The 17,014-nt window shown below is 45.6% G+C and carries 31 protein-coding genes; 28 read left to right on the forward strand and 3 right to left on the reverse strand.

What is annotated here, in order from left to right; all coding sequences use genetic code 11:
* Positions 1 to 14: 14 nt before the first annotated feature.
* The 26 genes from rplD to rplQ all read left to right on the forward strand — a co-directional run bounded on the left by rplD (position 15) and on the right by rplQ (position 12,701).
* On the forward strand, positions 15 to 617 hold the full coding sequence (gene rplD, locus ACZ5ZC_RS09245) for a 50S ribosomal protein L4 (RefSeq protein WP_005379556.1): 603 nt from the start codon (positions 15 to 17) through the stop codon (positions 615 to 617).
* Positions 614 to 916 (forward strand): 50S ribosomal protein L23, encoded by a 303-nt coding sequence (gene rplW, locus ACZ5ZC_RS09250; protein ID WP_004398471.1) that lies wholly within the window; start codon positions 614 to 616, stop codon positions 914 to 916. Before rplD ends, rplW begins: the two co-directional genes overlap by 4 nt.
* Before the next feature lie 15 nt (positions 917 to 931).
* Positions 932 to 1,756 (forward strand): 50S ribosomal protein L2, encoded by an 825-nt coding sequence (gene rplB / locus ACZ5ZC_RS09255; protein ID WP_005383168.1) that lies wholly within the window; start codon positions 932 to 934, stop codon positions 1,754 to 1,756.
* Positions 1,757 to 1,777: 21 nt separating this feature from the next.
* Positions 1,778 to 2,056, forward strand: coding sequence for a 30S ribosomal protein S19 (gene rpsS, locus ACZ5ZC_RS09260; RefSeq protein ID WP_004394525.1), 279 nt, complete (start codon positions 1,778 to 1,780; stop codon positions 2,054 to 2,056).
* Between the two features lie 10 nt (positions 2,057 to 2,066).
* A complete protein-coding gene (rplV, locus tag ACZ5ZC_RS09265) occupies positions 2,067 to 2,399 on the forward strand; it encodes a 50S ribosomal protein L22 (RefSeq protein ID WP_005383164.1) in 333 nt (110 codons plus the stop codon).
* Positions 2,400 to 2,417: 18 nt separating this feature from the next.
* Entirely contained in the window at positions 2,418 to 3,116 is a 699-nt protein-coding gene (gene rpsC / locus ACZ5ZC_RS09270) for a 30S ribosomal protein S3 (protein ID WP_005383161.1), read from the forward strand.
* Between the two features lie 11 nt (positions 3,117 to 3,127).
* On the forward strand, positions 3,128 to 3,538 hold the full coding sequence (rplP, locus tag ACZ5ZC_RS09275) for a 50S ribosomal protein L16 (RefSeq protein WP_005379577.1): 411 nt from the start codon (positions 3,128 to 3,130) through the stop codon (positions 3,536 to 3,538).
* Positions 3,538 to 3,729, forward strand: a complete 192-nt coding sequence (gene rpmC / locus ACZ5ZC_RS09280; protein WP_005379576.1) for a 50S ribosomal protein L29 — start codon at positions 3,538 to 3,540, stop codon at positions 3,727 to 3,729. Before rplP ends, rpmC begins: the two co-directional genes overlap by 1 nt.
* On the forward strand, positions 3,729 to 3,983 hold the full coding sequence (rpsQ, locus tag ACZ5ZC_RS09285; protein WP_005379575.1) for a 30S ribosomal protein S17: 255 nt from the start codon (positions 3,729 to 3,731) through the stop codon (positions 3,981 to 3,983). The genes rpmC and rpsQ overlap by 1 nt, the downstream gene beginning before the upstream one ends.
* Before the next feature lie 162 nt (positions 3,984 to 4,145).
* Positions 4,146 to 4,517 carry a 50S ribosomal protein L14 gene (gene rplN / locus ACZ5ZC_RS09290; RefSeq protein ID WP_004410450.1) on the forward strand — a complete coding sequence of 124 codons (372 nt, stop codon included), beginning with the start codon at positions 4,146 to 4,148 and terminating at the stop codon, positions 4,515 to 4,517.
* Positions 4,518 to 4,530: 13 nt separating this feature from the next.
* Positions 4,531 to 4,848, forward strand: coding sequence for a 50S ribosomal protein L24 (gene rplX / locus ACZ5ZC_RS09295; RefSeq protein ID WP_005379574.1), 318 nt, complete (start codon positions 4,531 to 4,533; stop codon positions 4,846 to 4,848).
* A gap of 23 nt (positions 4,849 to 4,871) precedes the next feature.
* Positions 4,872 to 5,411 carry a 50S ribosomal protein L5 gene (gene rplE, locus ACZ5ZC_RS09300; protein ID WP_005379573.1) on the forward strand — a complete coding sequence of 180 codons (540 nt, stop codon included), beginning with the start codon at positions 4,872 to 4,874 and terminating at the stop codon, positions 5,409 to 5,411.
* A 17-nt stretch (positions 5,412 to 5,428) separates the two neighbouring features.
* Positions 5,429 to 5,734 (forward strand): 30S ribosomal protein S14, encoded by a 306-nt coding sequence (gene rpsN / locus ACZ5ZC_RS09305; RefSeq protein ID WP_012841173.1) that lies wholly within the window; start codon positions 5,429 to 5,431, stop codon positions 5,732 to 5,734.
* A gap of 29 nt (positions 5,735 to 5,763) precedes the next feature.
* A complete protein-coding gene (gene rpsH, locus ACZ5ZC_RS09310; protein WP_005379572.1) occupies positions 5,764 to 6,156 on the forward strand; it encodes a 30S ribosomal protein S8 in 393 nt (130 codons plus the stop codon).
* 13 nt (positions 6,157 to 6,169) lie between these two features.
* Entirely contained in the window at positions 6,170 to 6,703 is a 534-nt protein-coding gene (gene rplF / locus ACZ5ZC_RS09315; protein WP_005392377.1) for a 50S ribosomal protein L6, read from the forward strand.
* 9 nt (positions 6,704 to 6,712) lie between these two features.
* Positions 6,713 to 7,066: a 50S ribosomal protein L18 gene (gene rplR / locus ACZ5ZC_RS09320; RefSeq protein WP_005379568.1), complete on the forward strand. Its 354-nt coding sequence runs from the start codon at positions 6,713 to 6,715 to the stop codon at positions 7,064 to 7,066.
* 14 nt (positions 7,067 to 7,080) lie between these two features.
* The gene (gene rpsE / locus ACZ5ZC_RS09325) at positions 7,081 to 7,584 is read left to right on the forward strand and encodes a 30S ribosomal protein S5 (RefSeq protein ID WP_004745894.1); all 504 of its coding nucleotides are present in this window, start codon (positions 7,081 to 7,083) and stop codon (positions 7,582 to 7,584) included.
* A 7-nt stretch (positions 7,585 to 7,591) separates the two neighbouring features.
* On the forward strand, positions 7,592 to 7,768 hold the full coding sequence (gene rpmD, locus ACZ5ZC_RS09330; RefSeq protein ID WP_005379565.1) for a 50S ribosomal protein L30: 177 nt from the start codon (positions 7,592 to 7,594) through the stop codon (positions 7,766 to 7,768).
* Between the two features lie 5 nt (positions 7,769 to 7,773).
* Positions 7,774 to 8,208 (forward strand): 50S ribosomal protein L15, encoded by a 435-nt coding sequence (gene rplO, locus ACZ5ZC_RS09335; RefSeq protein ID WP_005383155.1) that lies wholly within the window; start codon positions 7,774 to 7,776, stop codon positions 8,206 to 8,208.
* Positions 8,209 to 8,228: 20 nt separating this feature from the next.
* Positions 8,229 to 9,563, forward strand: a complete 1,335-nt coding sequence (secY, locus tag ACZ5ZC_RS09340) for a preprotein translocase subunit SecY (RefSeq protein WP_005379562.1) — start codon at positions 8,229 to 8,231, stop codon at positions 9,561 to 9,563.
* A gap of 38 nt (positions 9,564 to 9,601) precedes the next feature.
* The gene (gene rpmJ / locus ACZ5ZC_RS09345; protein WP_000868186.1) at positions 9,602 to 9,715 is read left to right on the forward strand and encodes a 50S ribosomal protein L36; all 114 of its coding nucleotides are present in this window, start codon (positions 9,602 to 9,604) and stop codon (positions 9,713 to 9,715) included.
* 149 nt (positions 9,716 to 9,864) lie between these two features.
* Entirely contained in the window at positions 9,865 to 10,221 is a 357-nt protein-coding gene (gene rpsM / locus ACZ5ZC_RS09350; protein ID WP_005383154.1) for a 30S ribosomal protein S13, read from the forward strand.
* 18 nt (positions 10,222 to 10,239) lie between these two features.
* Entirely contained in the window at positions 10,240 to 10,629 is a 390-nt protein-coding gene (gene rpsK / locus ACZ5ZC_RS09355; protein WP_001118870.1) for a 30S ribosomal protein S11, read from the forward strand.
* A gap of 27 nt (positions 10,630 to 10,656) precedes the next feature.
* Positions 10,657 to 11,277 carry a 30S ribosomal protein S4 gene (gene rpsD / locus ACZ5ZC_RS09360; RefSeq protein WP_005383146.1) on the forward strand — a complete coding sequence of 207 codons (621 nt, stop codon included), beginning with the start codon at positions 10,657 to 10,659 and terminating at the stop codon, positions 11,275 to 11,277.
* Positions 11,278 to 11,301: 24 nt separating this feature from the next.
* Positions 11,302 to 12,294 (forward strand): DNA-directed RNA polymerase subunit alpha, encoded by a 993-nt coding sequence (locus ACZ5ZC_RS09365; RefSeq protein WP_005383143.1) that lies wholly within the window; start codon positions 11,302 to 11,304, stop codon positions 12,292 to 12,294.
* Between the two features lie 26 nt (positions 12,295 to 12,320).
* Positions 12,321 to 12,701, forward strand: coding sequence for a 50S ribosomal protein L17 (rplQ, locus tag ACZ5ZC_RS09370; RefSeq protein ID WP_005383141.1), 381 nt, complete (start codon positions 12,321 to 12,323; stop codon positions 12,699 to 12,701).
* A gap of 135 nt (positions 12,702 to 12,836) precedes the next feature.
* On the opposite strand, the gene ACZ5ZC_RS09375 is transcribed toward rplQ, so the two are convergent.
* Positions 12,837 to 13,316 carry a DUF2780 domain-containing protein gene (locus ACZ5ZC_RS09375; protein WP_053809478.1) on the reverse strand — a complete coding sequence of 160 codons (480 nt, stop codon included), beginning with the start codon at positions 13,314 to 13,316 and terminating at the stop codon, positions 12,837 to 12,839.
* Between the two features lie 153 nt (positions 13,317 to 13,469).
* Positions 13,470 to 14,090 carry an FKBP-type peptidyl-prolyl cis-trans isomerase gene (locus ACZ5ZC_RS09380; RefSeq protein WP_005392370.1) on the reverse strand — a complete coding sequence of 207 codons (621 nt, stop codon included), beginning with the start codon at positions 14,088 to 14,090 and terminating at the stop codon, positions 13,470 to 13,472.
* A gap of 232 nt (positions 14,091 to 14,322) precedes the next feature.
* On the opposite strand from ACZ5ZC_RS09380, the gene ACZ5ZC_RS09385 reads away from it, so the two are divergent.
* On the forward strand, positions 14,323 to 14,919 hold the full coding sequence (locus ACZ5ZC_RS09385; protein ID WP_046874056.1) for a LysM-like peptidoglycan-binding domain-containing protein: 597 nt from the start codon (positions 14,323 to 14,325) through the stop codon (positions 14,917 to 14,919).
* An 85-nt stretch (positions 14,920 to 15,004) separates the two neighbouring features.
* Here ACZ5ZC_RS09385 and ACZ5ZC_RS09390 read toward each other — a convergent pair whose 3' ends face one another.
* The gene (locus ACZ5ZC_RS09390; RefSeq protein WP_048626712.1) at positions 15,005 to 15,466 is read right to left on the reverse strand and encodes a GNAT family N-acetyltransferase; all 462 of its coding nucleotides are present in this window, start codon (positions 15,464 to 15,466) and stop codon (positions 15,005 to 15,007) included.
* 142 nt (positions 15,467 to 15,608) lie between these two features.
* Here ACZ5ZC_RS09390 and dbpA point away from each other — a divergent pair, with 142 nt between their 5' ends.
* Positions 15,609 to 16,988 carry an ATP-dependent RNA helicase DbpA gene (gene dbpA / locus ACZ5ZC_RS09395; RefSeq protein WP_047009023.1) on the forward strand — a complete coding sequence of 460 codons (1,380 nt, stop codon included), beginning with the start codon at positions 15,609 to 15,611 and terminating at the stop codon, positions 16,986 to 16,988.
* Positions 16,989 to 17,014 lie beyond the last annotated feature (26 nt).

Genomic DNA, 17,014 nt, shown 5'->3' on the forward strand with positions numbered 1-17,014 from the left:
CTCAGGAGTAAGTAATGGAACTAATGGTTAAAGGTGCCGATGCACTAACTGTTTCCGAAACTACTTTCGGACGTGAGTTTAACGAAGCTCTTGTACACCAAGTAGTTGTTGCGTACGCAGCAGGTGCTCGTCAAGGTACTCGTGCTCAAAAAACACGTTCAGAAGTTTCTGGCGGTGGCGCTAAGCCATGGCGTCAAAAAGGTACTGGCCGTGCGCGTGCTGGTACAATCCGTAGCCCAATCTGGCGTACAGGTGGTGTTACTTTTGCTGCGAAACCACAAGATCACAGCCAAAAAGTAAACAAAAAAATGTACCGTGGTGCTATGAAGAGCATTCTTTCTGAGCTTGTTCGTCAAGAGCGTCTAATCGTTGTTGATAACTTCTCAGTTGAAGCACCAAAGACTAAAGAGCTAGTTGCTAAGCTTAAAGAGCTTGAGCTAACTGACGCTCTAATCGTGACTAGCGAAGTAGATGAGAATCTATTCCTAGCTGCTCGTAACCTATACAAAGTTGACGCACGTGATGTTGCTGGTATCGATCCAGTATCTCTAATCGCGTTTGACAAAGTTGTAATGACTGCAGAAGCAGTTAAGCAAGTAGAGGAAATGCTAGCATGATCACTGAAGAGCGTATCCTAAAAGTTCTACGTGCACCGCACATCTCTGAAAAAGCAACTATGGCAGCTGAGAAAGCGAACACTATCGTTTTCAAAGTAGCTAAAGATGCGACTAAAAAAGAGATCAAAGCAGCTGTAGAAAAGCTATTTGAAGTTGAAGTTAAGTCTGTAAATACTCTTATCACTAAGGGTAAGACCAAACGTCAAGGTCTACGCCAAGGTCGCCGCAGCGACGTTAAGAAAGCGTACGTTACTTTGAAAGAAGGTCAAGATCTTGACTTCGTTGGCGGCGCGGAATAACAGGAGTAGTTAAAAATGGCTATTGTTAAATGTAAGCCGACTTCCCCTGGTCGTCGTCACGTTGTTAAAGTTGTTAACGCTGACCTACACAAGGGCAAGCCATACGCACCTCTTCTAGAGAAAAACTCTAAGAACGGTGGTCGTAACAACAAGGGTCGTATCACAGTACGTCACATCGGCGGTGGTCACAAGCACCACTACCGTGTAGTTGACTTCAAACGTACTAAAGATGGTATTCCAGCGACAGTTGAGCGTCTTGAATACGATCCAAACCGTAGCGCAAACATTGCTCTAGTTCTTTACAAAGACGGTGAGCGTCGCTACATCCTGGCACCTAAAGGTGTTGTAGCTGGTGATGTTATTCAGTCTGGTGTTGATGCACCAATCAAAGCTGGTAACACTCTACCAATGCGTAATATCCCAGTAGGTTCAACAGTACATAACGTTGAACTTAAGCCTGGTAAAGGTGGTCAGCTAGCTCGTTCGGCTGGTGCTTACGCTCAAATCGTTGCTCGCGACGGTGCGTACGTAACTATCCGTCTACGTTCTGGCGAGATGCGCAAAGTTCTTTCTGAAGGCCGTGCAACAATCGGTGAAGTTGGTAACTCTGAGCACATGCTACGTGAACTTGGTAAAGCAGGTGCATCACGTCATCGCGGTATCCGTCCAACGGTTCGTGGTGTTGTAATGAACCCGATTGACCACCCACACGGTGGTGGTGAAGGCCGTACTTCTGGTGGTCGTCACCCAGTATCTCCTTGGGGTATGCCTACTAAAGGCTTCAAGACTCGTAAGAACAAACGCACTGACAAGTACATCGTACGTCGTCGTAACAAGTAATCTATATAAAGAGGAATCGCCATGCCACGTTCTCTCAAGAAAGGTCCTTTTATTGACCTACACTTGCTGAAGAAGGTAGAGAAAGCGGTGGAAAGCGGAGACAAAAAGCCTATTAAGACTTGGTCCCGTCGTTCAATGATCATCCCTACGATGATCGGTTTGACCATCGCTGTCCATAATGGTCGTCAGCACGTACCAGTATTTGTAACTGATGAAATGATCGGTCACAAACTGGGTGAATTCGCACCAACACGTACTTACCGCGGTCACGCTGCGGATAAGAAAGCTAAGAAGCGCTAAGGAGTAAATAATGGAAGCAATTGCTAAACATAACTTTGCTCGCATTTCGCCTCAGAAAGCTCGCTTAGTTGCGGATCTAATCCGTGGTAAATCTGTTGACCAAGCTCTAGAAATCCTAACGTTCAGCAACAAAAAAGCTGCTGCACTAGTTAAGAAAGTTCTAGAGTCTGCTATCGCTAACGCGGAGCACAACGAAGGTGCAGATATTGACGATCTGAATGTCGCAAAAATCTTTGTAGATGAAGGCCCAACCATGAAGCGTATTATGCCTCGTGCTAAAGGTCGTGCGGATCGTATCTTGAAGCGTTCAAGCCACATCACTGTTGTTGTAGCAGATCGCTAGAGACTAGGAGAGTAAGCAATGGGTCAAAAAGTACATCCAAATGGTATTCGTCTAGGCATCGTTAAGCCTTGGAATGCTACATGGTTTGCTAACACCAAAGATTTCGCTGACAACCTAGACGGCGACTTCAAGGTACGTCAGTTCCTTACAAGTGAACTGAAAAAAGCGTCTCTATCACGTATCGTTATCGAGCGTCCTGCTAAGAGCATCCGTGTGACTATTCACACTGCTCGTCCAGGCGTTGTTATCGGTAAGAAAGGTGAAGACGTTGAGAAGCTACGCGCAGCTGTAGCTAAAATTGCAGGTGTACCAGCGCAAATTAACATCGCTGAAGTACGTAAGCCTGAACTAGATGCGCAACTTGTTGGTGACAGCATCGCGTCTCAGCTAGAGCGTCGTGTTATGTTCCGTCGTGCTATGAAGCGCGCAGTACAAAACGCAATGCGCCTAGGCGCTAAAGGTATCAAAGTGGAAGTAAGCGGTCGTCTAGGCGGCGCTGAAATCGCACGTTCAGAGTGGTACCGTGAAGGCCGTGTGCCTCTACACACTCTACGTGCTGACATTGATTACGCAACTTCTTCGGCTCACACTCAATACGGTGTGATCGGCATTAAAACTTGGATCTTCAAAGGTGAAATCCTAGGTGGTATGCCAGCAGCTAACGCTGTAGAGCCTAAAGGCGACAAGCCTAAGAAGCAGCGTAAAGGCCGTAAGTAAGGAGTCGACAGATGCTACAACCTAAACGTACTAAGTTCCGTAAGGTTCAGACTGGTCGTAACCGTGGTCTAGCTAAAGGTACTGATGTAAGCTTCGGCGAATTCGGTCTTAAAGCTGTTGGCCGTGGTCGTCTAACTGCTCGTCAAATCGAAGCGGCACGTCGTGCAATGACACGTCACGTTAAGCGTCAAGGTAAAATCTGGATCCGTGTGTTCCCAGACAAACCAATCACAGAAAAACCACTTGAAGTTCGTCAAGGTAAGGGTAAAGGTAACGTTGAGTACTGGGTAGCCCAAATCCAACCTGGTAAGGTTATGTACGAAATGGGTGGTGTACCTGAAGAATTGGCACGTGAAGCGTTCCGTCTTGCGGCACGTAAACTGCCTTTCAAAACTACATTTGTAACTAAGCAGGTGATGTGATGAAAGCACAAGATCTACGCGAGAAAAGCGTTGAAGAGCTTAACGCTGAGCTAATGAATTTGCTACGTGAACAGTTCAACTTGCGCATGCAAGCTGCGACTGGTCAACTACAGCAAACTCATACTCTGAAAGCTGTACGCCGTGATATCGCACGTGTGAAAACTGTTTTGACTGAGAAGGCAGGCGCATAATGAGCGAAGTAAAACGTACTCAACAAGGTCGTGTTGTTAGCGATAAGATGGACAAGTCTATCACTGTTGCTATCGAACGTTTCGTAAAACACCCAATCTACGGTAAATACGTAAAACGTACGACTAAAGTACACGCACATGACGAGAACAACGAGTGTGGCCTAGGCGACACAGTTGAAATCGCAGAGTGTCGTCCACTGTCTAAGACTAAGTCTTGGACTTTGGTAAAAGTTCTAGAAAAGGCGAAGATTTAATCTCGTTAATTCTATGAAACTAAAGCGGCTCCAAAATATTTTTGGAGCCGTTTATTTTTTGACTACCCAATCACAAAAAAGGGTGGTACAATTCGCGTCCCTTTTAAAGAGGCAGCCCGACCCGTGATGGGTCTAGTTATTAATATTTAGCGGAGCACTAACATGATCCAAATGCAAAGTATGCTGGACGCAGCTGATAACTCAGGCGCACGCAGCGTAATGTGTATTAAGGTTCTGGGTGGCTCTCACCGCCGTTATGCACATATCGGTGACGTCATCAAAGTTACTGTGAAGGAAGCAATCCCTCGCGGTAAAGTTAAAAAAGGTGATGTTCTGAAGGCGGTGGTAGTGCGCACCCGTAAAGGCGTACGTCGTCCTGACGGTTCTGTCATTCGCTTCGACCGAAATGCTTGCGTATTGCTAAACGACAATACTGAGCAACCAATCGGTACACGTATCTTTGGTCCTGTGACACGCGAACTTCGTGGCGATAAGTTCATGAAGATCGTTTCACTGGCTCCAGAAGTTCTGTAAGGAGCACGTAGAAATGGCAGCTAAAATCCGTCGTAATGACGAAGTAATCGTTCTTGCTGGTAAAGACAAAGGCAAGAAAGGTAAAGTAACTAAGGTTCTAGCAACTGGTAAAGTTATCGTTGAAGGTATCAACCTAGTTAAGAAGCATCAGAAACCTGTTCCAGCTATGGGTATCCAAGGCGGTATCGTAGAGCAAGAAGCAGCAATCGACGTTTCTAACGTGGCGATTTTCAACGCAGCTACTGGTAAAGCTGACCGTATCGGTTTCCGTTTTGAAGACGGCAAAAAAGTTCGTTTCTTCAAGTCTAACGGCGAAACCGTTTCTAACTAATAGAAGTAATTTGGAGTTCTACTATGGCGAAACTGCATGATTACTACAAGTCGTCTGTAGTCGCTGAACTGACCAAACAGTTCGGTTACACAAGCGTCATGCAAGTCCCTAGAATCGAGAAAATCACCCTAAACATGGGTGTTGGTGAAGCAATCAACGACAAGAAACTGCTAGAAAATGCAGCGTCTGATATGGCAACGATCTCTGGTCAAAAGCCACTTATCACAAAAGCGCGCAAATCTGTTGCAGGTTTCAAAATCCGTGAAGGCTACCCTATCGGTTGTAAAGTAACCTTGCGTGGCGAACGTATGTGGGATTTTCTTGAGCGTTTAATTAACATCGCTCTTCCACGTGTACGTGACTTCCGTGGTGTTAGCGCTAAGTCTTTTGACGGTCGCGGTAACTACAGCATGGGCGTTCGCGAGCAAATCATCTTCCCGGAAATCGACTTTGATAAAGTTGATCGTGTACGCGGTTTAGACATCACTATTACGACGTCTGCTGGTACTGATGAGGAAGGCCGTGCTCTGCTGGCTGCCTTTAACTTCCCATTCCGTAAGTAAGGTGAAGGGTTACTGTTATGGCTAAACAATCAATGAAAGCACGTGAAGCTAAACGTGCACAGCTAGTAGCTAAGTTCGCTGAAAAGCGTGCAGCGCTAAAAGCTATCATCAGCGATGTAAACGCATCTGAAGAAGATCGTTGGAACGCGGTTCTTACACTGCAATCTCTTCCACGTGATTCAAGTGCATCACGTCAGCGCAACCGTTGCAACCAAACTGGTCGTCCACACGGTTACCTACGTAAGTTCGGTCTAAGCCGTATTAAGGTTCGTGAAGCTTGCATGAAAGGCGAGATTCCGGGTCTTCGTAAGGCTAGCTGGTAATTGCCACTTAATCATTTGGAGTAAATCATATGAGCATGCAAGATCCGATTTCGGATATGCTGACCCGCGTTCGTAACGGTCAGGCAGCAAACAAAGTTGCTGTAAAAATGCCTTCTTCAAAGCTTAAAGTTGCAATTGCTGCACTACTAAAAGCTGAAGGTTACATCGTTGACTTCGCTGTTGAAGGCGAAGCAAAACCTGAGCTAGAAGTTACACTTAAGTACTTCCAAGCTAAACCAGTAATCGAGCAACTTAAACGTGTTTCTCGTCCAGGTCTACGTGTTTACAAGAAGAAAGATGAACTTCCTTCTGTAATGGGTGGTCTTGGTATTGCTATCGTTTCAACTTCCAAGGGTCTTATGTCAGACCGCGCTGCACGTAAAGCAGGTCTTGGTGGTGAAATCATCGCTTACGTAGCTTAATAAGGAGTAGACTATGTCTCGTGTTGCAAAAGCACCTGTCGCTATTCCAGCTGGCGTAGAGGTGAAACTAAACGGCCAAGAAATCACTGTAAAAGGTGCGAAAGGCGAACTAACTCGCGTTCTTAACGATGCAGTTGTAATCGCTCAGGAAGAAAATAACCTGACTTTCGGTCCTAAAGAAGGTGTTGCTAACGCATGGGCTCAAGCAGGTACTGCTCGCGCTCTAGTTAACAACATGGTTGTTGGTGTTACTGAAGGCTTTACTAAGAAGCTAACTCTTAAAGGTGTAGGTTACCGTGCTGCTATCAAAGGCAATGCTGTAGGTCTAACACTAGGCTTCTCACACCCAGTTGAGCACGAGTTGCCAGCGGGTATTAAAGCTGAATGTCCAAGCCAAACTGAAATCGTGATCACTGGTGCTGACAAGCAACTAGTTGGTCAAGTTGCGGCTGACATTCGTTCTTACCGTGAGCCTGAGCCATACAAAGGCAAAGGTGTTCGTTACGCAGATGAAAATGTGCGTACTAAAGAAGCTAAGAAGAAGTAAGGTAACACTATGGATAAGAAAGCATCTCGCATCCGTCGTGCTACACGTGCACGTCGTAAGATTGCAGAACTGGGTGCGACTCGCCTAGTTGTACACCGTACTCCTCGTCACGTGTACGCACAGGTTATCGCGGCTAACGGCTCTGAGGTTATCGCAGCAGCTTCTACTGTAGAAAAAGCGATCCGTGAGCAAGTGAAATACACTGGTAACGTTGATGCAGCTAAAGCAGTGGGTAAAGCTATTGCTGAGCGCGCTCTTGAGAAGGGCGTAACTGCAGTTGCATTTGATCGTTCTGGTTTCCAATACCACGGTCGAGTAGCGGCGCTAGCAGAATCTGCTCGCGAAGCTGGTCTGAAATTCTAAGGTAGGGTTGGAAGATGGCTAAAGAACAACAAGTTCAAGCGAATGATTTGCAAGAAAAGCTAATCGCAGTTAACCGCGTATCTAAGACGGTTAAAGGCGGTCGAATCATGAGCTTCACTGCACTAACAGTAGTTGGTGACGGTAATGGTCGTGTAGGTTTCGGTTACGGCAAAGCTCGTGAAGTACCTGCAGCGATTCAAAAAGCAATGGAAAAAGCGCGTCGTAACATGACTACGATCGCTCTAAACGAAGGCACTCTTCACCACCCAGTGAAAGGTCGCCATTCGGGCTCTAAAGTTTACATGCAGCCTGCTGCAGAAGGTACTGGTGTTATCGCAGGTGGTGCGATGCGTGCAGTACTAGAAGTTGCTGGTGTACACAACGTACTATCTAAAGCGTACGGTTCTACGAACCCTATCAACATCGTTCGTGCAACGATCGATGCACTAGGTAGCATGAAGTCACCAGAAATGGTTGCTGCTAAACGTGGTCTAACTGTTGAATCTATTTCGGAGTAAGAACACCATGGCAACTATTAAAGTAACTCAAACTAAAAGCTCAATTGGTCGTCTGCCAAAGCACAAAGCTACTTTGCGCGGTCTAGGTCTTCGTAAAATCAACCACACAGTAGAACTTGAAGATACTCCGTGTATTCGCGGTATGATCAACAAGGTTTACTACATGGTTAAAGTTGAGGAGTAATCAGAATGCGTTTGAATACTCTAGCACCGGCTGCTGGCGCGAAAACTTCTGCGAAGCGAGTAGGTCGTGGTATCGGTTCAGGCCTAGGTAAAACTGGTGGCCGTGGTCACAAAGGTCAAAAATCACGTTCTGGCGGCAGTGTTCGTCCAGGTTTCGAAGGCGGTCAGATGCCTCTGAAACAACGTCTACCAAAATTCGGTTTCACTTCTCGTAAGAGCCTAGTGTCTGCTGAAGTTCGTCTAGCTGAGCTAGCGAAAGTTTCTGGTGACGTAGTTGATCTAAACAGTCTTAAAGCTGCTAACATCATCACTAAGAACATCGAATTTGTAAAAGTTGTTCTTTCTGGTGAAATCAACAAAGCAGTGACTGTGAAAGGTCTACGTGTGACTAAAGGCGCTAAAGCTGCAATCGAAGCTGCAGGCGGTAAAATCGAGGAATAATCTCGAGGAACGAGGTACAGATGGCTAAGAAACCAGGACAAGATTTTCGTAGTGCTCAGAGCGGCTTAAGTGAACTAAAGTCGCGCTTGTTATTCGTAATTGGTGCACTTTTAGTATTCCGAGCCGGCTCCTTTGTGCCGATTCCTGGTATTGACGCTGCTGTACTTGCCGATTTGTTCGAACAGCAAAAAGGTACCATCGTTGAAATGTTTAACATGTTCTCCGGTGGTGCTCTTGAGCGTGCATCTATATTAGCATTGGGCATCATGCCGTATATTTCGGCATCTATTGTTGTCCAATTGCTAACTGTAGTTCATCCAGCGTTAGCTGAACTCAAAAAAGAGGGTGAAGCAGGCCGTCGTAAGATCAGCCAATACACACGCTACGGCACGCTTGTACTTGCAACCTTCCAAGCTATAGGTATTGCAACTGGCCTACCAAACATGGTCGACAATCTGGTTGTTATCAACCAAACCATGTTTACGCTAATTGCTACCGTAAGTTTAGTAACCGGTACCATGTTCTTAATGTGGTTAGGTGAACAAATTACAGAGCGAGGAATTGGTAACGGTATTTCGATACTGATTTTTGCAGGTATTGTTGCTGGATTGCCTTCTGCAATCGGTCAAACAATCGAGCAAGCGCGTCAAGGTGAATTGCATGTACTTCTTCTGTTGCTAATCGCGGTATTAGCTTTTGCAGTCATTTACTTCGTTGTTTTCATGGAACGTGGTCAACGCCGAATCGTCGTTAACTACGCTAAGCGTCAACAAGGTCGTAAAGTATTTGCTGCACAAAGTTCGCATCTGCCTCTTAAAATTAACATGGCAGGTGTAATTCCAGCGATTTTTGCATCAAGCATTATCTTGTTCCCAGGAACATTGGCTCAGTGGTTTGGTCAAAACGGCGAGAGCAGCGCGTTCGGTTGGTTAACTGACGTGTCTTTGGCTCTTAGCCCAGGTCAACCGTTGTATGTAATGCTTTATGCAGCAGCAATTATCTTCTTCTGTTTTTTCTACACGGCGTTGGTTTTCAACCCGCGTGAAACAGCAGATAACTTGAAGAAGTCTGGTGCATTCGTACCCGGTATCCGCCCAGGTGAGCAGACAGCGAAGTACATTGATAAAGTAATGACACGTTTAACCCTTGCTGGTGCACTGTACATTACCTTTATCTGTCTGATTCCCGAGTTCATGATGGTCGCGTGGAACGTACGTTTCTACTTCGGCGGTACATCGCTACTAATCGTAGTTGTTGTAATTATGGACTTTATGGCACAGGTACAGACTCATCTGATGTCTCAACAGTATGATTCTGTGTTGAAGAAAGCGAATCTGAAAGGCTACGGCCGTTAATCCGGCGGTAGACTCAGTTTCATTTACGGAGTTTAGCAATGAAAGTTCGTGCTTCCGTTAAAAAAATCTGCCGTAACTGTAAAGTAATCAAGCGTAACGGTGTCGTTCGCGTGATTTGCAGTGAGCCAAAGCACAAACAGCGCCAAGGCTAATTAGCAGAAATTTTTACTTGAAAATGAAGGTTGGGTCGAGTATATTCCTCGGCCTACCTTTTGCGTGCAAAAGAAGTAGTATTCCGCAGCGTATCCATAACGGGCTTTGCTGCGGCTAATTCTTTTATAGAAACACTTAGGAGTGAATAATGGCCCGTATAGCAGGCATTAACATTCCTGATCAGAAACATGCAGTAATCGCTCTAACAGCGATCTACGGCATCGGTAAAACTCGCTCTCAAGCTATTCTAGCTGAAGTGGGTATTGCTGAAAATGTTAAGATCAGTGAACTAACTGAAGAGCAGATCGATCAACTGCGTGATGGTGTAGCTAAGTACACTGTAGAAGGTGATCTACGTCGTGAAGTATCTATGAACATCAAGCGTCTTATGGACCTTGGCTGTTACCGTGGTCTTCGTCATCGTCGCAGTCTACCACTACGTGGACAGCGTACTAAAACCAACGCTCGCACCCGTAAGGGTCCGCGTAAGCCGATCAAGAAATAATCGGGAAGGTAGAGTACAATGGCTAAACAACCAACTCGCGCTCGTAAGCGCGTACGCAAGCAAGTTGCAGATGGCGTTGCGCACATCCATGCTTCTTTCAATAACACAATCGTAACCATTACTGACCGTCAAGGTAACGCTCTTGCATGGGCTACTGCAGGTGGTTCTGGTTTCCGTGGTTCTCGTAAGTCTACTCCGTTCGCTGCACAGGTTGCTGCTGAGCGTTGTGCTGAAATGGCTAAAGAATACGGCCTAAAGAACTTGGAAGTTATGGTTAAGGGTCCTGGTCCAGGTCGCGAATCAACTGTTCGTGCACTAAACGCCGCTGGTTTCCGCATCACAAACATCGTTGATGCTACACCAATCCCTCATAACGGTTGTCGTCCACCTAAGAAACGTCGCGTATAACGTTTCTAGGACAATTGGAGAAGAATCATGGCAAGATATTTGGGTCCTAAGCTGAAGCTTAGCCGTCGTGAAGGCACTGACTTATTCCTTAAGTCTGGTGTTCGCGCGATCGATACCAAGTGTAAAATTGATAACGCACCAGGTGTACACGGCGCTCGTCGCGGTCGTCTATCTGAGTATGGCGTTCAGCTTCGTGAGAAGCAAAAAGTACGTCGTATGTACGGCGTTCTAGAAAAACAATTCCGTAACTACTACAAAGAAGCTGCTCGCCTAAAAGGCAACACTGGTGAAAACCTACTTCAGCTTCTTGAAGGTCGTCTTGATAACGTAGTTTACCGCATGGGCTTTGGTGCAACTCGCGCAGAAGCACGTCAGCTAGTTAGCCACAAAGCTATCCTAGTAAACGGTAAAGTTGTAAACGTTCCTTCTTTCAAAGTAGCGGCTAATGACGTTGTTTCTATTCGCGAGAAAGCTAAACAGCAAGCTCGTATTAAAGCGGCTCTAGAAGTTGCTGAACAACGTGAAAAACCAACTTGGATTGAAGTAGATGGTGGCAAGATGGAAGGTACATTCAAGCGTATGCCTGAGCGTTCTGATCTATCAGCTGACATCAACGAACAATTGATCGTCGAGCTTTACTCTAAGTAAGGTTTAAACTAAAGAGAGGACACAATGCAGGGTTCTGTAACAGAATTTCTTAAGCCACGTCTAGTTGACATCGAACAAATCAGCTCGACTCACGCAAAAGTAACTCTTGAGCCATTAGAGCGTGGCTTTGGTCATACTCTGGGTAATGCACTTCGCCGCATTCTTCTATCTTCTATGCCTGGTTGTGCAGTGACAGAAGTAGAAATCGAAGGCGTACTTCACGAGTACAGCACTAAAGAAGGTGTACAAGAAGATATTCTTGAAATCCTTCTAAACCTTAAAGGTTTGGCAGTGCGTGTTGCTGAAGGCAAAGATGAAGTGTTCATTACTTTGAACAAATCAGGCTCGGGCCCTGTGGTTGCAGGTGACATCACCCATGATGGTGATGTAGAGATCGCTAACCCTGAACACGTTATTTGTCACCTAACGGATGACAACGCTGAAATCGCAATGCGTATTAAAGTAGAACGTGGTCGTGGTTATGTTCCAGCTTCTGCGCGTATCCATAACGAAGAAGACGAGCGTCCAATCGGTCGCCTACTAGTAGATGCTACTTACAGCCCAGTAGACAAAATTGCCTACGCTGTAGAAGCAGCTCGTGTAGAACAGCGCACTGATCTAGACAAGCTTGTTATCGATATGGAAACAAACGGTACTCTAGAACCTGAGGAAGCAATCCGTCGTGCAGCTACAATCCTAGCTGAACAATTGGATGCATTCGTAGATCTTCGTGATGTACGAGTTCCTGAGGAGAAAGAAGAGAAGCCAGAATTCGATCCGATCCTACTGCGTCCTGTAGACGATCTTGAACTAACAGTTCGCTCTGCTAACTGTCTGAAAGCAGAAGCGATTCACTACATCGGTGATCTAGTACAACGTACTGAGGTTGAGCTACTTAAAACGCCTAACCTTGGTAAAAAATCTCTTACTGAGATTAAAGACGTACTTGCGTCACGTGGTCTGTCTCTGGGCATGCGCCTAGAAAACTGGCCACCTGCATCAATCGCTGAAGATTAATCGATACTAGTTAGAAGGATTAGGTCATGCGCCATCGTAAGAGTGGTCGTCAACTCAACCGCAACAGCTCACATCGCAAAGCGATGTTCAGCAACATGGCTAGCTCTCTAGTACGTCATGAAGTTATCAAGACTACTTTGCCAAAAGCAAAAGAGCTACGTCGCGTAGTTGAGCCTTTGATTACACTAGCTAAGACTGACAGTGTTGCTAACCGTCGTCTAGCATTTGCACGTACTCGTGACAACGAAGTAGTTGCAAAACTATTTAACGAACTAGGTCCACGTTTTGCTGCTCGTCAGGGCGGTTACACTCGTATCCTAAAAGCTGGCTTCCGTGCTGGTGATAAAGCTCCAATGGCTTACATTGAGCTTGTAGATCGCCCAGCTGCTGAAGAAGCTGCTGAGTAATCAGTTCGTAAGAACGAGAAAGCCGAGCTAACGCTCGGCTTTTTTGTATCTGCGATTCAGTAAATCTTTATATCCAGCCTGCATTTATTTTACTCCATGCAGACTGGCAATTTAAAAAGTGATTATCACTTGCGCTTATTTACTAGTATTCCACAACCCGCCCAACGAACTTAGAAGTCCCTCGCTAGCGCCTTGCTTGCTCAAGTAATCCAAGATTACTGGAGCAAACTGACTGATCATAGAGGGATCTAAACCCAACGTATCGAATGCACTTTTTACTGCACTAATATTCTCAATATTCCCTAGTAAGCTTTGTGCTCCTTGCAAGTTTGAAAGCCCAGGAATCAAAGACTGTAATTCACTGCTATTTTCTTGTGAAAGCTGGCTTTGAGCCAAAGCGAGTAGTGCGCCACTACCTCCAGCCGCTTGTTCTGTAGATACAGGTAATTGGCTAGTTAGCATGTCTGTCAATGGAGATGATTCAGTGTTCAGGCTACTACCTACCATATCCATTAGGCCACTTTCTTTACTTTTTTGCGTGACGGAATCTAAGAATGCGTGTGCACTACCAATGTTCATTGATAAGAGTGCCAGAGTCAGGAGTGTTTTACGCATAGTACCTCCGAAGGTTGAGCGTTTTTAACGTGATTTTATTGTTTTAAAGGCTATCAGAATGAAAGGTTTAGAGGTGAGAAAGTCTATTCAGTTTAGACAAAAAAACGGCGCTAATGCGCCGTTTTATTAAATCATAATTGAAAATGGTTTCAATTAAAGAATATCTAGTAGTTCTACTTCGAAAACTAGTGCTGCGAATGGAGGGATAGCTGCACCAGCGCCACGCTCACCGTACGCAAGGTCTTGTGGTACGTATAGTTTCCACTTAGAACCAACAGGCATTAGTTGTAGTGCTTCTACCCAGCCTTTGATTACGCCTGTAACAGGGAACTCAGCTGGTTGACCGCGAGATACAGAGCTATCGAATACAGTACCGTCAGTTAGCTCACCGTGGTAGTGAACGCGAACTGAGCTTTCTGCTGTTGGAACTGCACCAGTACCTTCAGAAATGATTTCGTACTGAAGGCCAGAGTCTAGAACGTTAACTTCAGGGCGTAGTGCGTTGTCTTTTAGGAACGCTTCGCCTTCTGCTGCTGCAATTTTCGCTGCTTCTTGGCGAGCGGTTTCTGCACGAGTGTGAAGTTCTTGTAGTGCTTTGTTGATTTCATCAATTTCGATTGATGGCATGTCACCAGTTAGTGCTGTTGCAATACCCGCTGCGATAGCATCAACGCTAAGACCTTCAAGACCAGAACCGGCAAGTTGCTGACCCATTTGCAGACCAATGCCGTAGCTTGCTTTTTGTTCTGCAGTTTCAAATTTAATTTCAGACATGAATGTCGCTCTTGTTAGGAGTGATAAAGGCAACAGGATATCAGTTTCGAGCTTAGGTTTAAATGATTGCTACTGAATGCTTAATTGAGGCGGCCAGGGTGTGACTTATCTCTTACTCCAAGTGAAATTTCTGCTAATTTAATCCAAATTCCATTTTAGTTTAGTGAAAAACATATACTCTCCGCGTCGGTATTTTTATACTGGCAGTAGAAGTATTAAGGGACTCATTAAAATGAATCGTCGCAGAAAGAAAAAGCAGCAAGTCGACTATGTCGAATTGGTTAAACAAAAATTCGCTGCTATCGACTGGAAGCAGCCGTTCAACAAAGAGCAGTGGTTGGAGCGTATACAGCCTGTTAAGCAGTTTTGGCTGCGCCTACCGAAATTCCATCAACGAGCTTTGATGGTTTTAGTACCATTGATTCTGGTACTCCTTGTTATTCCTTTGCCGAATAAAACAGAACAATCAGTTGAGCAAGCTGAGGTCGATCATCAGCGCGTAGCGATTCAGCTGAACGCACAGAGTTTAAGCCAGCAAAGAACCTCTCAGAATTCTGGGCCGAAATCCGAAGACTGGAAAGAGTACACGGTTAAAAATGGCGACACGTTGGCGCAGGTTTTCAGAAGTAATCAGCTCTCGATGGCGGATCTTAGCGCTCTAGTAAAAATCGAAGGCAGTGATAAGCCGCTGAGCCAAATTAAACAAGGACAATTGATTCGCTTTAAGCTTAGCGATGAAGGCGAGTTGGATATGCTGCAACTAGAGAAAAGCGGCCGGTCCGTCATGTTTTTCCGCTTATCGGATGGGACCTTTGGGCGCAATAAGTAGATGCTTCAAATGAGCTAAAGACGCGAAGGTATCGCGTCTTTTTAGTTTATCTATCTTTGAATTAGTTGACCTAGCAATGAACGCGTTATATCGCTACGGCTTCTTTTCGCATATCCACATGAGGAATACCATCCTCTAGGTAGCTATCAGAAATAACTTTGAATCCATGACTCGCATAAAACTGGATGAGATGCTCTTGAGCTCCTATATCAATCGTCTGTCCTGGCCACAATATTTCACACTGTGTTAATGCCTCTTCCAGCAACTTATGTCCCAGACCATCACCACGCGCAGTTTGTTTGGTGACGACTCGACCAATGCTCACATTGTCATACGTCGTGCCAGCGGGTAGCAATCGTGCGCAAGCAACCAGTTCATCACCGTGGTAACCTATTAGATGATAAACACCTTCCAGTGTGTCTTTGCCATCCAGTTCAGGATAAGGGCAGGTTTGTTCAACGACGAATACATCCACACGTAATTTCATCATTGTATACAATTGTGTGGTTGTCAGTTGAGCAAAGGGCAAAGTAATCCAAGTGAGCATGTTGTCATCCGTCATGAGAGTAGAGTGACTGACTTTACTTTGTTTTGTACTCATACTCATTAACAAAGGTTAATTATCACTGGTTTTCCCACCAAATCTGGTGATAATGTGCCCTCTTTTCATCTCACCTGAGGATATTCCCGTGAGCAAACAAACTTTTGATCAAGTCGGGCTAAACCCAGCGTTACTCGCCACACTTGATTCCCTGAACTACACCCACATGACGCCAATTCAAGCTTTGAGTTTGCCTGCAATCCTAAAACATCGTGATGTCATCGGGCAGGGTAAAACGGGCTCAGGTAAAACCGCTGCATTTGGTTTGGGTGTTTTATCGAACCTTAACGTCAAACGCTTTCGTGTCCAGTCATTAGTATTGTGTCCAACTCGTGAGCTTGCGGATCAAGTCGCGAAGGAAATTCGTACTTTAGGTCGTGGCATTCATAATATTAAAGTGCTTACTCTCTGCGGTGGGATGCCAATGGGGCCACAAATTGGTTCTCTGGAGCATGGCGCGCATATCTTAGTCGGCACACCTGGCCGTATTTTGGATCACCTTGAGAAAGGCCGAATTAACCTGAGCGAGCTGAATACCTTGGTGCTAGATGAAGCTGATCGCATGTTGGACATGGGTTTCCAAGACGCATTAGATGCGATTATTGATGCAGCGCCAAAGCAGCGTCAAACTCTACTTTTCAGTGCTACTTTCCCAGAGAAAATTGAGCAAATTGCGCAGCGTATTATGCAGACGCCTGAAGTCATTAAGGTGGAATCGACTCATGATACCTCAAGCATTGCTCAGCATTTCTACAAAGTTGAAGGTTCGGAAGCGCGTGATGAAGCGTTGGCGAACTTGCTACTGACTCACCAACCAGAGTCCGCTGTGGTTTTTTGCAATACCAAAAAAGAAGTGCAAAGTGTCGCAGATGAGTTGCATCGCAAAGGGTTCAGCGTTATCGATATCCATGGGGACTTAGAACAGCGTGAACGCGATCAAGCATTGGTGCAGTTTGCTAACAAGAGTGTTTCTATCCTTGTCGCAACAGACGTCGCGGCGCGTGGTTTGGACGTAGATAACCTTGATGCAGTCTTTAACTTTGAGCTATCGCGCGATCCTGAGGTTCATGTACACCGTATCGGTCGTACAGGCCGTGCAGGTAGTAAAGGTTTGGCGTTCAGCTTCTTTGGAGAGAAAGACGGTTTGCGTGTAGCTCGTATTGAAGAATACCTGGACATGGACGTGGTACCAGCAACATTGCCTGCCAAATCAAATCAGCAGCCATACCAAGCGAAGATGGTGACGATTAACATTGATGGCGGTAAGAAACAGAAAGTACGACCGGGTGATATCTTAGGATGTCTGACTGGAAAAAATGGTATCCCAGGCTCTCAAGTTGGCAAGATTCACCTTTTCCCGATGCGCGCCTACGTTGCGGTCGAGAAGTCAGCTGCCAAAAAGGCTCTACAAACCATTAGTAATGGCAAGATGAAAGGGCGTCAGTTCCGGGCGCGGCTTCTTAAATAGCATAGAAAGGCTCTTCGTTTGAAGAG

This window comes from Vibrio sp. JCM 18905, from assembly GCF_055393305.1.

Coding starts and splice junctions, on each gene's coding strand:
- rplD (WP_005379556.1), top strand. CDS start 15: ATGGAACTAATGGTTAAAGGTGCCGATGCACTAACTGTTTCCGAAACT.
- rplW (WP_004398471.1), top strand. CDS start 614: ATGATCACTGAAGAGCGTATCCTAAAAGTTCTACGTGCACCGCACATC.
- rplB (WP_005383168.1), top strand. CDS start 932: ATGGCTATTGTTAAATGTAAGCCGACTTCCCCTGGTCGTCGTCACGTT.
- rpsS (WP_004394525.1), top strand. CDS start 1,778: ATGCCACGTTCTCTCAAGAAAGGTCCTTTTATTGACCTACACTTGCTG.
- rplV (WP_005383164.1), top strand. CDS start 2,067: ATGGAAGCAATTGCTAAACATAACTTTGCTCGCATTTCGCCTCAGAAA.
- rpsC (WP_005383161.1), top strand. CDS start 2,418: ATGGGTCAAAAAGTACATCCAAATGGTATTCGTCTAGGCATCGTTAAG.
- rplP (WP_005379577.1), top strand. CDS start 3,128: ATGCTACAACCTAAACGTACTAAGTTCCGTAAGGTTCAGACTGGTCGT.
- rpmC (WP_005379576.1), top strand. CDS start 3,538: ATGAAAGCACAAGATCTACGCGAGAAAAGCGTTGAAGAGCTTAACGCT.
- rpsQ (WP_005379575.1), top strand. CDS start 3,729: ATGAGCGAAGTAAAACGTACTCAACAAGGTCGTGTTGTTAGCGATAAG.
- rplN (WP_004410450.1), top strand. CDS start 4,146: ATGATCCAAATGCAAAGTATGCTGGACGCAGCTGATAACTCAGGCGCA.
- rplX (WP_005379574.1), top strand. CDS start 4,531: ATGGCAGCTAAAATCCGTCGTAATGACGAAGTAATCGTTCTTGCTGGT.
- rplE (WP_005379573.1), top strand. CDS start 4,872: ATGGCGAAACTGCATGATTACTACAAGTCGTCTGTAGTCGCTGAACTG.
- rpsN (WP_012841173.1), top strand. CDS start 5,429: ATGGCTAAACAATCAATGAAAGCACGTGAAGCTAAACGTGCACAGCTA.
- rpsH (WP_005379572.1), top strand. CDS start 5,764: ATGAGCATGCAAGATCCGATTTCGGATATGCTGACCCGCGTTCGTAAC.
- rplF (WP_005392377.1), top strand. CDS start 6,170: ATGTCTCGTGTTGCAAAAGCACCTGTCGCTATTCCAGCTGGCGTAGAG.
- rplR (WP_005379568.1), top strand. CDS start 6,713: ATGGATAAGAAAGCATCTCGCATCCGTCGTGCTACACGTGCACGTCGT.
- rpsE (WP_004745894.1), top strand. CDS start 7,081: ATGGCTAAAGAACAACAAGTTCAAGCGAATGATTTGCAAGAAAAGCTA.
- rpmD (WP_005379565.1), top strand. CDS start 7,592: ATGGCAACTATTAAAGTAACTCAAACTAAAAGCTCAATTGGTCGTCTG.
- rplO (WP_005383155.1), top strand. CDS start 7,774: ATGCGTTTGAATACTCTAGCACCGGCTGCTGGCGCGAAAACTTCTGCG.
- secY (WP_005379562.1), top strand. CDS start 8,229: ATGGCTAAGAAACCAGGACAAGATTTTCGTAGTGCTCAGAGCGGCTTA.
- rpmJ (WP_000868186.1), top strand. CDS start 9,602: ATGAAAGTTCGTGCTTCCGTTAAAAAAATCTGCCGTAACTGTAAAGTA.
- rpsM (WP_005383154.1), top strand. CDS start 9,865: ATGGCCCGTATAGCAGGCATTAACATTCCTGATCAGAAACATGCAGTA.
- rpsK (WP_001118870.1), top strand. CDS start 10,240: ATGGCTAAACAACCAACTCGCGCTCGTAAGCGCGTACGCAAGCAAGTT.
- rpsD (WP_005383146.1), top strand. CDS start 10,657: ATGGCAAGATATTTGGGTCCTAAGCTGAAGCTTAGCCGTCGTGAAGGC.
- ACZ5ZC_RS09365 (WP_005383143.1), top strand. CDS start 11,302: ATGCAGGGTTCTGTAACAGAATTTCTTAAGCCACGTCTAGTTGACATC.
- rplQ (WP_005383141.1), top strand. CDS start 12,321: ATGCGCCATCGTAAGAGTGGTCGTCAACTCAACCGCAACAGCTCACAT.
- ACZ5ZC_RS09375 (WP_053809478.1), bottom strand. CDS start 13,316: ATGCGTAAAACACTCCTGACTCTGGCACTCTTATCAATGAACATTGGT.
- ACZ5ZC_RS09380 (WP_005392370.1), bottom strand. CDS start 14,090: ATGTCTGAAATTAAATTTGAAACTGCAGAACAAAAAGCAAGCTACGGC.
- ACZ5ZC_RS09385 (WP_046874056.1), top strand. CDS start 14,323: ATGAATCGTCGCAGAAAGAAAAAGCAGCAAGTCGACTATGTCGAATTG.
- ACZ5ZC_RS09390 (WP_048626712.1), bottom strand. CDS start 15,466: ATGCTCACTTGGATTACTTTGCCCTTTGCTCAACTGACAACCACACAA.